Genomic DNA, 12,763 nt, shown 5'->3' with positions numbered 1-12,763 from the left:
GGAGATGGGGCGTACGCCGCCCTGCCGAGGCGACCGGTCGGCGCCACTCAGATAGCTGATGCCCCTGGGCGGCGGAGGGCGCTTGAGTCCCCTTGTCACTCAAGTCGCCCTTGAGAAGGACCGGAATGCTACTCGTCTGCTGCAGAGCGGGCTGACCAGGTCAGCTGCATGTCTGTTGGCGTGAAGCCCTGCGGTGGCTCAGCTGAGGCGCACCGGCCGATAGACGCGATGCGAGGTCCAATTCTGGCAACGACACTAGATATAGGGCGAACTCCGGTGGCAGCCACAACAGATACTCTGGTTGTCACCCAAGTGGCCGATAGGGGGTCGGCGGCGTGGGCCCGGCAGTTCCTCTTGCCGGCACCTGCAACGGCGCAGAAGGGCACTAGTTGTCACGGCACGCGTACATGCCAAAATGGCCACTCCCATGCCACGCGCTCCTGGGAACCCTCCACCCTGAGGAGACGGCCTGATGGTGGGCCCACCACTCCGGGCTGGGGATCATTCCAAGAAGGAGATCCGGACAGCCCTAGAGAAGCTGGAAGCCGAAGGCTGGCGGATTCACAAGGATGGACACTGGGGCAAGGTCTACTGCCCCTGCGACTCCCACTGCACGACGATCCCAGTCAGCAGCACCCCAAGGAACGCAGGTAACGAAGCGAAGCGCATCGCTCGCCTGGCGGCCCGCTGCCCCCTCCCGGAGGACTCCCCGCAGCGCAGCCTCACCGGCAAAGAGCGCGATTAGTCACACGGCAAAATGTCCGAGATGTCCATATTTTGCTGTTGACGGTTGACAACGACTCTGCGATGGTGGGCCTACGCCGACAGGGGAGTCACCCATGGAGTACGAGTTCACGTTCGTCGTGGCGGGTGTCGACGTTGACGATGATTCGTCGGTAGATGCCCTTCGCGAACAACTAGATGCATTGCTTTCACGGGCTGGTGGCTTGGATCTGCTCACCATCACCTGGGAAGGCGAGACTGCGGTGCGTGCCGCCCTGGAGTGCGCAAGCATGGCCAGGGCGGCGGTCCCTGCGCTGCGCATCCTTCGCCTGGATCGTGATCTTGTTGGCATGCATGAGATCGCCGAACGAACAGACCGAACTCGCCAGAACGTCGCCCAGTGGGTCAAGGGCGAGCGGAAGGGCGATGGGCAGCCGTTCCCGTTCCCAGAGGGGACCGCCGGCAGGTCGAACGTTTGGCTGTGGACTGAGGTCAATACTTGGCTGGCGCAGCATGGCTTGGCTGATGACCTCACCCTCCCCACTCGCGCTGAGATGACTGAGATCGACTTTGCGCTCGCAAACGCCACTGCACTGTCGATCCACACCGTGCCATCTAACGGCGTCTACGACGAGGCTCACACGGCCATTGTCGACGAGCTCCAGGCGACACAGCTCCCAAGCTTCTTGTCCTTCCTGAGCAGCCAAGACGGCACTACTGACTCCTCAGGAGCACACGTGCTCGTCGTGGCAACCCAAGAGGAACCCGCGCTGGATGTCATGAGGTACGTCTCGAACTTCACTCACCAGGTAGTGATGATCACGCAACTGGACGGTGCCTTCATCGGCTCAGTGCTGTCGTCTCAAGTCCCAGCTCGTCCGACACCCGTTGTCGAGGTTCCGCTCAAAGCAACGGTTGGCGACTGGATGCGTCTACTCAGAGAGAACCCCAAGGCAGCCTTTGCTCCAGCCGCCGACCGCGCTCTCGTCGACCCACAGACTCCGCCCATCCAGCGACTTCTGGGCATCGCAGCTTAGATCGAACTAGCGCACTGGGACGTAACCCGTCTCAGTTTCCGTCTCGTTCGTCTCAGTTCACTCCCGTTCAGTACATAGCTGCAGCGGCCCGCCACCCCCTGGTCAGTGGCGCATGGACCCTGGCGAACGCAGCCCTGGAGAATTGGAAAGCGTGTTGGGATAAAACCCTCACGAGTTCGAATCTCGTATCCTCCGCACCTGCCCGCCAGGGCAAACGCGAGGCCCCGACTGCGCTGCAGTCGGGGCCTTCGTCGTTCCCCGTCTCAGTTTCCGTCTCAGTCGGCCGTTTCCAAGGTCTCAGCAGGGGCTCCGTCCGGCAGGCCCCAGAGCAGGACCGCGATCTTCTCGGCCGTCTCCTGGAGCATGGGGTCGGCCACGTGCTGGTAGCGCTTCGCCATCGAGACGGACGACCATCCCATGATGGCCATCACAATCCGCTCCGGGACCTTCAGGAGCCGCAGCACCGTCCCTGCGGTGTGGCGGGCGTCGTGCAACCTGGCCTCCCGGACCCCGGCGGCCACCAGGATGTCCTTCCACTCGTGGTAGTCAGTGTTCGGGTTAAGCGGCTCACCGGTCGGCGACGCGAAGACGTACTCCTTCTCCGCCCAAAGCTGCCGGGCGAGGCTCCGCTCCCGTGCCTGGCTCTCCTGGTGCTTGCCGAACAGCCGGATCAGTTCGTCCGGGAGCGGGATCAGGCGGCGGCCGGCCCGGGACTTGGTTTCCTTAGTCTCCCGCCGGACCTGCACCCGCTGCTTGCAGTACCCGGCCTTGCAGCCGCAGTCACCGCCGCAGCCGTGTGCGTACTTCGGCCGGAGCCGTCCACGCCGGAGACGAATGACACCGCGTTCCAGGTCCACGTCGGCCCACTTCATCCCAAGGACTTCGCTCTGCCTCAGGCCCAGCGCGAGAGCAATCACCCACCGGGCGGGGTGTCGACGGCGACCGGCCTCCAGCAGAATCTTCTGCACCTCCTCGACTGAGTAGGGCTCAATCTCCTCTTCCTCGATCCTGGGCGCCTTCGCGTCCTTTGCGACATTGATGGTGAGATGCCGGCGCCGCACCGCCTCTCCCAGTGCGACCCGGATAGTCCGGTGGGACTGGTGAGCGGTGGCAGGCTTGCTGCCGTTTCAGTTCTACTCCTCCGCACGCCCTGGCATCACGGGCTGGACCTGCTCCGCACTCGCCCAAGTCCGGCACAGGCTCCGCCAGCGGACGCAGCCAGACTCCACGCTGGGTGGCTCCATCAGGAGGCTGTTGGCGTACACCAACCTGTACGCCAACAGCCTCGGACAGGGGCGGAGACACGGGCAGACTGGCACGGCGCCAGCGCCTGCGACCACCAGCGCCTCACCTGGGCATGGCCTTTAGCTGCCCGCGTCTGAAAAGCCGAAGGTCGCGCCGGTGCGGCCCTGGGAGGTGCGGTACGGCAGGAGGGTCACATCACCGCGCGGGCTAGATGCGCTACGCCAGGCCGATCGCGTCTCGCCTGTAAGGTCGTTTGGGCTGGCCGCTGGAAGTCGGCCCGCCGTCGGGCAGGGTGCTGCATCCCGACCCGGCCGCAGTATTCACGCAAACACTCGACACGGAGGCCTGATGCCTACCGTCGGCGCTCCCGACACCCTCGACCTGTTCGCCGGCCCTGGCGGCTGGTCCGAGGGGTTGCGCCGCCATCACAGCATCGCTGATATCGGCATCGAGTGGGACGCTGCCGCCTCCCGGACACGGGCTGCCGCTGGGCATGTGACCGTCCGCGCGGACGTCGCCCAGATCGCAACCGCGCCGATGCGTGGTCGCATCCACCGTCTCATCGCGTCTCCGCCGTGCCAGGCCTGGTCCAGGGCGGGCAAGCAGTTGGGGCTGCGGGACCAGCCCTTGGTCCATCAGGCGATTGACGACCTCGCCCGTGGCCGGGACTCTCGCGCGGCACTGCTCGTAGGCTGTGAGGACCCGCGGTCCCTGCTCGCTGCCGAGCCGATGCGCTACATCCATGACCTGCGGCCCGAGGACGTCGTCATGGAGGAGGTCCCCGACGCCCTCCCACTGTTCCGCCATTACGCCGAGGTCCTTCGCGGCTGGGGCTACAGCACTTGGTGCGGCAACCTGAACGCCGCGGACTTCGGGGTGCCCCAGAGCCGGCGCCGCGCCATCCTCATCGCTTCGAACAAGCGCACGGCCCAGCCCCCCGAGCCCACCCACACCGAGCACGGCGAGGAAGGGAACCTCTTCGGGGAGTTCCGCGACCGCTGGGTGTCCATGGCAGAGGGCCTCGGCTGGGGAGCCACCGACCGGCCCGCGCCCACCGTTACCGCCGGCGGCGGCAAGACCGGCGGCGCCGAGCCCTTCCCGACCCAGGCCCGCCGAGCCCTGGAAGGCTCCCGGGAACGGGGAGCCTGGAAGGGCCGGAGCGGCGCGGCGGACACGGCGCGCATCACCGTCCTGGAAGCCGGCGTCCTGCAGTCCTTCCCGGGCGACTACCCCTGGCAGGGCACCCAGACGAAGCAGTACGAGCAGGCTGGCAACGCCGTTCCGCCGCTCCTGGCCGCGCACGTCGCCGCGGCGGCCTTCGGCCTCCGCCAGCCTCAGGAACAAGTGGCGTCAGTGCTCTGAGCAGCCTGATCGGCTGAGCAATGGAGCGCCAACGCTGCTATCGGACGGCCCCTGCCGACGGTAGTCGGCAGGGGCCGTCCGATAGCCAGGAGAAGGCTCTTGGACGGGGGCGGGGCTATAGGCCGCCCTCCCCGCTCCCCTGGTCCTTGGTCTTCTTCCGCCGCTTGCGCTCTGCCTCCAGGGCGTTGACCGCAGCCCGCGGGCCCTCGGCTGGCCAGGGCTGCCACCCGGTGAGCGTGTAGTAGCTCATCGTCCGCTTGCCTTCCTTGCGGCGGGACACATCGATGGTCCAGCCGAGCGCCCGGAGGTCGCGGAGCCGCCGGGTTGGGTCCCCGCGGTTCTCGTCCTGGGCCACCAGGTTCAGGAGGTCGATCGAGACTTCCTTGCCCGCCATGGCCTTCAGGAGTTCGCCGATCCTGAGGTGGACGTTCTCCTGATTGATGGCGGCTTTGATGGCTGCGGCGTCGCCGGCGTGGTCGCCGAAGAGCGCCTGCTTCTCGTTGTTGCACTGGTTGCAGAGCAGCTGGAGGTTCTCCAGCTCGTTGTCCCCGCCCAGTTCGAGCGGGATCTTGTGGTCGACCTCCAGGCGGATCCCGTCGTCCTTCGGCGTCCGTCCGCACTGGGCGCACCGGTTGCCGTAGTTGTGGAACGTCCTGGCCCGGAGCGACCCCGTCACGGTGATTCGCCGCGTGCGGTTGTCCGCTTCCGGGTGCCATCCCTGGAGAACGTAGCGCGGCCGGGTCCGGACGCCGGGCGTGGGTACGACCTCGACGTCGAAGTGTGTCCGCAGGTCGCGCAGCCGCCGACCGGTGTGCTCGTTCGCCGACCCGGTCCGCAGAGTCACGCGGTCGCGGATCTCGATCATGTCCAGCGGCTCGTCCCGGGTCTCGTAGAGCACCTCGTAGACAACGCGCGTCTCCGCGTTCGTCACCAGCTGGTGAAGCTCGTCGCTGCCAGGCAGCGGCAGTGCAGGAATCTCCATGGTCCCTCCCAAGTCGGCAAGTCGGCGTGGGAGAACTATGGATCCGGCATGGGGTATCCGTCAACTCGGATCCCGTGCATGCCTTGCAAGAGCTGGGTTGATGGCAAGTTGAGGTGTAAATGTTGCCGCCGGATTCCGGCGGCAATGTCGTTCACTGGCTGCAGGTCGCCGGATGGGCTGTCAATCGGCGCACATCCTGATCGGTCGGTGCAGCCCTGCTGAACGGATACGAGCAGGGCACGACGGCGCGCCGGGGGCCGGACGATTGGTCGTCATACAAGCCGGGAGATGGAGGGAGCGGGCCGACAGCTCGACCTGGCCGACCAGGTCTTGCGAGAGCGAGAGCGAGAGCGGGAGTGGGGGCGCGGGCCGGTCGGTGCCGACATAGGGCGGCGCCCCGACGGTCCGGAGCTGGGCCTTGTCCGCGCAGGCAGCCAGGCGGTTCGCAAGAGTTGGTCGGCGCCCGTCGCGAAGGACTTGGCCGTTGCGCACAAGCCTTCGCCGCTTCTCGCCAAGTACTGCGCCCGGGTTCACCTCCCAGGTAGCGTGATCCAATGGTGGAGATTCCGTGGACCAGGCTGGCGCAGCAGCCGAAGACGGCTGAGGCTCTGATCGGCATGCTGATCGTGCGGCTGCGGCCCCAGGCCGTGCCAGTGGACGGAAGCGGGGGCGACGGAGGGAGGGACCTCTTCGAGTACACCGACGTCGGCGAACTTGTGAACTACGAGATCAAGTCCTTTACCGGCCGAATGGTCGATGGCCGACGGCAGCAGGTCATCGACTCCCTAAAGTCGACCGCCCGGCACCAGCCCAATCACTGGGACCTCCTGGTTCCGATCGACCCGACTCCAGGCGAACAGCGGTGGTTCGACAGCCTCCGCGACGACTTCCCCTTCGTCCGGGACTGGCGCGGACTCACGTGGCTGAACGCCCAATTCGCCGATCATCCAGAGCTCGTGCGCTACGCCGTGTACAACGAGGGCGAAGAGATCCTGAAGCTCATCGGCGAGGCGCGTGCTGAGCGGGACGTGATGCTGCGCGCGGTCCCTGACCTCGTGGACCGGTACACGGCCCTGTTGGCTCGCGCCAGCGAGCTGTCCACGCACTACGAACTCGTCGTCCGGTCGGATATAGACGGCGAACCGGTGGTCCAGATCTCCCCTAGGGGCCAGCAGATTCCGGAGGGAGAGCAGATCTCCGTCGAGGGACAGATCGGTTTTCCTGCGCAGGACCCGGTACAGGAAGCCTTGCGGCAGAAATTCGAGGACACGATCCGCTTCGGCGGCGAGGACATCCACCTCGCCGCCGAGAACCTGCGCAACGTCGCCATCACCGCGCCGGCCTCTCTGGGGATCGCCGGTCCGGCTGATCAAGGCACCCTAACCTTGCTGTCTAATCTTGAGCCGCTTCCCGAGCCAATCACTGCCACGCTGCTCGTCCGGACCGAGTCCGGCCTTCCAGCTGCTTCCCTGCATCTGACCTTCGACCGCCGCTCCACAGGGACCGCTGGTGGTCGCCTCTACGGCGCCGATGCCACTGGGGCGCTCACGATGCACTTCCAGCTAGAAATCGTCACCCGGCGGTCGCGGCTGGACATGAGCTTCGCCCCGCCAGAGCGCGGTCTGCCCAACGCTTACCTTCCGGTACTGCGGCTGGCGTCCCAGATGCTGCCTGGACGCACACTTGAGTTTGAGCTCCACGACCACGGAGGCGGCATCATCGAGCCAATCCCCACCGACGGTCATCTGATTCCGCCCGAAGCAGCGCGCTGGTGGTCCGAGACCTTCACAGACCTCGCCCATCTCCAGAATCTGACTGCGCACTTCTTCCCGGTCGCGCCTGCTGATCTCACGCCTCACGAGGCCCGCGAGATCAAGGAGACCCTCGCACTCCTCAACGGTGAACATGTTCGAGTCGAGGGCAACTCGATTTCCCTGAAACTGACCAGCCTCGAAGCGCTGGACCGACTTACCGACGGCGTCAAACTTCGGCTCGCTGCGGTCCACCCTAACGTCGTCCACGAGATCAGCGGGACCGAGATCAGCCTAGGCCCGATGGTCCAGATTGCCGTCGTTGGCCCGGCCATCAACCTGCTGGAGGCACGGCAACAACTTCACGCTACCGGGCAGGCAACCGTCACGTTTCCTCTGTCGGAGGACGAGCCCCCTGTCCGCTACCTAGGGAGCACACTCCCTGGTCAAGCTCTATCAGGCATCTGACATCAGCCACCTCTCTGGGCACTAGGTTCCGACCTGCTGCGACTGGGTGACTTAAAGGAGAGACCCCGGAACGGTCTCTGCAGCATGCCCCAGTCGTGCCCGATCGTGTGGGGAGTGGCGGGGAATTGCGGTTGGGCTTGGAGTCCCAGCAGGCCAGCGCCCGTTGCCTGGACGCACCAGGTCAAGGCATGTGAGTCACGCCAATCCTTGTAAAGCGGGGGTCGTCGGTTCGAACCCGACAGGGGGCTCAGGGTTCGGAAGGTGTGGTGGAGAGCCGGTTCGTCGGGGTGACCCCGAGGGGCCGGCTCTTCTTGTGTTCGGGGGCTCAGGAGAGTGGGGGCGTGCGGAGGGTGGGGTCGTCTGTGAGGTCGGCGAGGAGGGCGTCGAGCTTGGGGCGGTCGACGGAGGACATCAGGAAGACGTGGACGTAGCTGCGGCGGGTGGATTCGTCGCCGGGGGTGGTGAGGACGTCCTGGGAGGAGAGGGACCACTTGGTGACCAGGGCGGGGCTGGGGCGGCGGAAGCGGACGGTGATGGCGCCCGGGGTGCGGGCGGGCCACAGGGTGAGGTGGTGGGAGAGCTCCAGCAGGCGGAGCCGCTGTTCGAGGTAGGCGGCCAGTTCCTGGGCGCGGCGGATCCGGTCGACCTGGTCCCGGTGGGAGTGGCGGGAGAGGTGGTCCCAGAGGATCAGCGGGGAGAAGCCGTTGCGGGAGCCGGCGAAGGTGGTGTCGGGGGCGCCGGTGTAGTCGGGCTGGGAGGGCGGGGACACCTGGTACTTGACCTTGGTCATGTAGATGCCGCAGGGCCAGGGCGCGCCGGGCCACTTGTGGCCGCTCATGGCGATCGAGGAGATCAGGTCGAGGTCACCGAACTCCCGGGTGGGGAGGGTGAGTCCGAAGTCGAACTCGGGGAGGGCGGTGTCCGGGGTCCAGCCGAACGACGGGTCCGCGGTGGCCATCCGGAGGAACGGGGCGTAGCCGGCGCCGAGGGCTCCGTCGACGTGGATCCAGAAGCGGCGGCGCAGGTCGGTGCGCGGGGCGCCGGTCTGCGGGTCGCGGCCGTGGGTGACCTCGGCCCGGATCAGGCCGTGGCGCTCGAAGATCGGGAGCAGGCGTTCGCAGACCTGCCGGACGTCGTCGTGGGCGCCCTTGAAGGTGCTGCCCAGGTTGAGGCTGACGAAGATCGGGTGGCCCTTGGCGGCGAAGAACTCGACCAGTGCGGCGAGCGCGTCGACGTCGATCTCGCCGGTGCCGTCCCAGGAACTGCCGGACGGCCCGCTGCGGGAGGGTACCTCGGTCGGCCAGTCCCCCTCCAGGGGGCACTCGCCGGGGTACTGCTCGGTGCCGACGGCGTGGCAGGTCTCGACGCCCAGCACCCGGACGGCCTTGGCGAAGGAGTAGTGCGTGTCCTCGGAGTAGAACGCCACCGGGGGAAGGGAGTTCGAGCGGGCGGCGGAGCCGGTGGCGGACCGGAGCAGGGGCTTGCCGGTGAGGTAGTCCCGGGCGTTCCAGAGTGCGTACATGTTGCCCTCGGTCGAGCCCATCGAGAGCACGTAGCCCCAGTACGACTCCGGGTCGGCCGGGTCGTGCGGCCCGTTCGCGTGCCAGAGGGCGGCGTAGTAGTCGAGCACCGCGCGTTCGACGACCTTGGTGTTCGGCTTGTAGCCGCCGCTCTGGAACGGGTCGCCGAGGTTGTTGATGTTGTGCTGGAGGAACCGGCCGAGGTCGAAGGCGCAGCCGCCCATCTCCTGGGTGGCCTGGTAGCCGAGCAGGTTGCGGCGCTTCCTGGTCAGGTAGCCGTCCAACCGGTCGAGGGCACGCAGGCGTTGCTCGTTGCCCAGGCCGGCGGCCGGGATCGCGAAGTCGGCGGCGTCCGGCTCCTCGGTGGGGGCCGGCGGGTGGGGGAGGGCTGGTCCGTCGAGGAGGTCGGTTCGGCTCATGGCAGCCCAGGATGGAACCCGTGACGGCAGCGGGGGAAGCAGTCCGCAGAACATTCGGAAGAAGCCCCGGAAACCTTGTGGATCGTCGGAACGGCAGGCGAGTCTGGGCGCCGTGCCGAACTTCTCCCGCGCTCGCCGCGCGCCCCTCGACGACGTGGACCGGGCCATCCTGCGGATCCTGGTCGACAACGCCCGTACCCCGAACAACGCGCTCGCCGAGGCGGTGGGGATAGCCGCGTCGACCTGTCTGGCCCGGGTGCGGACGCTGTGCGAGCGCGGGGTGATCCGGGCGTTCCGGGCGGAGATCGCGCCCGCCGCGATCGGGCTGCCGCTGCAGGCGATGATCTCGGTCCGGCTCCGGGCGCACACCCGGGAGCAGAACGAGAGCTTCCGCGACGTGGCGCCCGACCTGCCCGGAGTGGTGGCGGTGTTCCACATGGCCGGCTCCGACGACTACCTGCTGCACGTCGCGCTCGCGCACCCCGACGCCCTGCGCGACTTCGTGGTGAACCACCTCACCACCCACCCGGCGGTGGCCCAGACCCGGACAAACCTGATCTTCGAGCAGATCGCCGGCCGTCGGCACCTGACCCCCGGTCCGTGACGCCGCATCCGGCCCGCCGCCGCCCGGCCCCGTGGCGTGGCACGCCCTGGTGGGGGTGAGTGTTCGGTCGGCGGTGGTCCCGAAGTGGGATGATCGAGGAATCCTGTCGAGTTTTTGCGAAATCTCGTCGACATCTTGTGGTCATCTGTTGAGCAGTGGTTAAGTGGCGGAGCCGCCGGGAGAGCAACCCAGCACTGCGGCACCCAACCCACCCATGCCCGCAGAAGGGTTCCTCCGTCATGAGCAGAACTGGGCTCGTCCGTAGATCCGTCGTTGTCGCCGTGGCCGCAGGGATGAGCATGTCCCTTGCCGCCTGCAGCAGTTCGGGCGACTCGGGCGGAGGTGGCGGGACGTCGAAGGTGACCGTCAGCGTGGACTGTCAGCCGCCGGTGACCAAGGCGGCCGAGCGCAAGCAGTGGGACGAGGACATCGCGGCGTTCGGGAAGCTCCACCCGGAGATCACCATCAAGAGCAAGGACGCCTCGCCCTGCGAGGAGCCGGCTCCGTTCACCGCCCAGCTCAAGGGCAAGACGCAGACGGACGTCTTCTACACCTACTTCACCGACCTGAACCAGGTGCTGGACGCGGGCGGCGCCGAGGACATCAGCGCGTACGTGAACGACACCACCGTCCCGGCGCTGAAGGACATCGACCCGTCGGTGCTGGCCACCCTCAAGGACGGTGGCAAGCTCTACGGCCTGCCGACCTCGAACTACAAGATGGGCCTGCTCTACAACCGCAAGCTGTTCAAGCAGGCGGGGCTGGACCCGGAGAAGCCGCCGACCACCTGGGCGGAGATCCGGGAGGCGGCGAAGAAGATCGCTGCGCTCGGCAACGGGGTGAACGGGTACGGCGACTACAGCGCGACCAACCAGGGCGGCTGGCACTACACGGCCGAACTGTACGGACTGGGCGGCCAGATGGTGAGCGAGGACGGCAAGAAGGCCGCCTTCAACACCCCCGAGGGCAAGCAGGTCCTGCAGAACCTGTACGACATGCGCTGGACCGACAACACCATGGGCGCCGCGCAGAGCCTCAAGTGGCCCGACCTGATGACCCAGATGGCGTCCGACAAGCTCGGCATGTACATCGGCGCGCCGGACGACATCACGTACATGGTGCAGACCCTCAAGGGCGACTACGAGGCGTACGGCATGGGCCCGATGCCGGGTGGGAAGGCCGCGCTGCTCGGCGGCAACGACTACATGTTCAAGAAGGGCTCCACCCCGGAGCAGATCAAGGCGGGCATCGCCTGGATCAACTTCAAGTACCTGACCATCGGCAAGGGTCAGTTCGACTACGCCCGGACCAAGGCCGACGGTCTGCCGGTCGGTCTGCCGCAGCCGTTCTTCTTCACCGGGGCCAGCCTGACGGCCGACAACGCGGCGAAGGCCGCCAGCGCCACTGTGCCGGTGCAGAACTACGCGCCGTACCTGGCCGCCTCGGTGCCCGGCAAGACCGAGCCCGCCAACGCGCAGCAGGTCTACAAGGTGATGGACAACGCGGTCTCGGCGGTGCTGACCGACAAGAACGCCGACGTCGCCAAGCTCCTGACCGACGCGGAGACCCAGGTCAACCAGGTGCTGGCCAGCCTCCAGTAGCGGAACCCGGGGGCCGGTCGCCAGGCCGGCCCCCGCCGGGGGAGTACCGACGATCCAGCGGGAGAACGAAGCGATGGCAGCGATCAGTGTCGCCGGGAAGGCGGCCAGACCCACCACCCACCAGGACCGGGACCGACTGTGGCGGAAGGTCCGGCAGAACCTCACCGCGCACGGCTTCCTGATCGGCGCACTGCTCTGCTTCGGCTTCTTCACCTGGTACCCGATGGTCCGCGAAGTGGTGATGAGCTTCCAGAAGACCAAGCGGGGGACGACCAGTTGGGTCGGTCTGGACAACATCGACCAGCTGCTGCAGGACCCGGCCTTCTGGCAGGCGTGGCGGAACACGCTGCTGTTCACGCTGCTGGCGCTGGTGTTCGGCTTCGCGGTGCCGTTCTTCGTGGCGGTGCTGCTGAACGAGCTCCGGCACGCCAAGTCGTACCTGCGGATCCTGGTGTACCTGCCGGTGATGATGCCGCCGGTCGCCTCGGTGCTGCTCTTCAAGTACTTCTACGACCCGGACTTCGGGCTGTTCAACAGCATCCTGCACGCGCTGCACCTGCCGACCTCGGCCTGGCTCAACTCGCCGGACACCGCGATGCTCTCGGTGGTGATCGCGTCCACCTGGATGAACATGGGCGGCGCCACGCTGATCTACCTGGCGGCGCTCCAGGGCATCCCCGGTGAGCTGTACGAGGCGGCCGAGCTGGACGGGGCGGGCCTGTGGCGGCGGGTCTGGCACGTGACCATCCCGCAGACCCGGCTGATCCTCTCGCTGCTCCTGCTGCTCCAGGTCGTCGCCACCATGCAGGTGTTCGTCGAGCCCTTCCTGCTCACCGGCGGGAACGGACCGCAGGGGTCCACCACCACGGTGGTCTACCTGGTCTACCAGTACGCCTTCAACTTCAACAACTACGGCGCCGCCTCGGCGCTCGGCCTGATCATGCTGCTCGTGCTGGCCGGGTTCTCCGCGCTGTACGTCCGGCTGTCCCGGAAGGCCGACTAGGGGCCTGTCCGACGATTCCCGCCGGGCCCGGCCCGCCCGGCACGCACC

The 12,763-nt window shown here is 67.1% G+C and carries 9 protein-coding genes; 6 read left to right on the top strand and 3 right to left on the bottom strand.

All coding sequences use genetic code 11. The features are described 5' to 3' along the window. The first annotated feature begins 839 nt into the window (after positions 1–839). A complete protein-coding gene (locus OHV05_RS14530; protein WP_405018017.1) occupies positions 840–1,760 on the top strand; it encodes a helix-turn-helix transcriptional regulator in 921 nt (306 codons plus the stop codon). Positions 1,761–2,035: 275 nt separating this feature from the next. On the opposite strand, the gene OHV05_RS14525 is transcribed toward OHV05_RS14530, so the two are convergent. Continuing rightward, the gene (locus OHV05_RS14525; protein WP_405018016.1) at positions 2,036–2,821 is read right to left on the bottom strand and encodes a tyrosine-type recombinase/integrase; all 786 of its coding nucleotides are present in this window, start codon (positions 2,819–2,821) and stop codon (positions 2,036–2,038) included. A gap of 532 nt (positions 2,822–3,353) precedes the next feature. Here OHV05_RS14525 and OHV05_RS14520 point away from each other — a divergent pair. Beyond that, on the top strand, positions 3,354–4,367 hold the full coding sequence (locus OHV05_RS14520; protein WP_405018015.1) for a DNA cytosine methyltransferase: 1,014 nt from the start codon (positions 3,354–3,356) through the stop codon (positions 4,365–4,367). Positions 4,368–4,482: 115 nt separating this feature from the next. Here the strand turns inward: OHV05_RS14520 and OHV05_RS14515 are convergent, their stop codons facing one another. Beyond that, positions 4,483–5,349 carry an HNH endonuclease gene (locus OHV05_RS14515; protein WP_405018014.1) on the bottom strand — a complete coding sequence of 289 codons (867 nt, stop codon included), beginning with the start codon at positions 5,347–5,349 and terminating at the stop codon, positions 4,483–4,485. 554 nt (positions 5,350–5,903) lie between these two features. On the opposite strand from OHV05_RS14515, the gene OHV05_RS14510 reads away from it, so the two are divergent. After that, positions 5,904–7,568, top strand: coding sequence for a hypothetical protein (locus OHV05_RS14510; RefSeq protein WP_405018013.1), 1,665 nt, complete (start codon positions 5,904–5,906; stop codon positions 7,566–7,568). Between the two features lie 325 nt (positions 7,569–7,893). Here the strand turns inward: OHV05_RS14510 and OHV05_RS14505 are convergent, their stop codons facing one another. Next, positions 7,894–9,507, bottom strand: coding sequence for a histidine decarboxylase (locus OHV05_RS14505; protein WP_405018012.1), 1,614 nt, complete (start codon positions 9,505–9,507; stop codon positions 7,894–7,896). A 112-nt stretch (positions 9,508–9,619) separates the two neighbouring features. Between OHV05_RS14505 and OHV05_RS14500 the strand changes: the two genes are divergently transcribed. The 3 genes from OHV05_RS14500 (at position 9,620) to OHV05_RS14490 (ending at position 12,715) form a co-directional block, all read left to right on the top strand. Next, positions 9,620–10,111, top strand: a complete 492-nt coding sequence (locus OHV05_RS14500) for an Lrp/AsnC family transcriptional regulator (RefSeq protein ID WP_403038263.1) — start codon at positions 9,620–9,622, stop codon at positions 10,109–10,111. Between the two features lie 239 nt (positions 10,112–10,350). Then, a complete protein-coding gene (locus OHV05_RS14495) occupies positions 10,351–11,712 on the top strand; it encodes an extracellular solute-binding protein (protein ID WP_405018011.1) in 1,362 nt (453 codons plus the stop codon). Positions 11,713–11,785: 73 nt separating this feature from the next. Then, a complete protein-coding gene (locus OHV05_RS14490; protein ID WP_405018010.1) occupies positions 11,786–12,715 on the top strand; it encodes a carbohydrate ABC transporter permease in 930 nt (309 codons plus the stop codon). Positions 12,716–12,763 lie beyond the last annotated feature (48 nt).

Source organism: Kitasatospora sp. NBC_00070, assembly GCF_045041205.1.
Lineage (GTDB): Bacteria > Actinomycetota > Actinomycetes > Streptomycetales > Streptomycetaceae > Kitasatospora.
The sequence above is the reverse complement of the archived record's forward strand: the minus strand, read 5'-3'. Positions and strand labels throughout refer to the sequence as shown.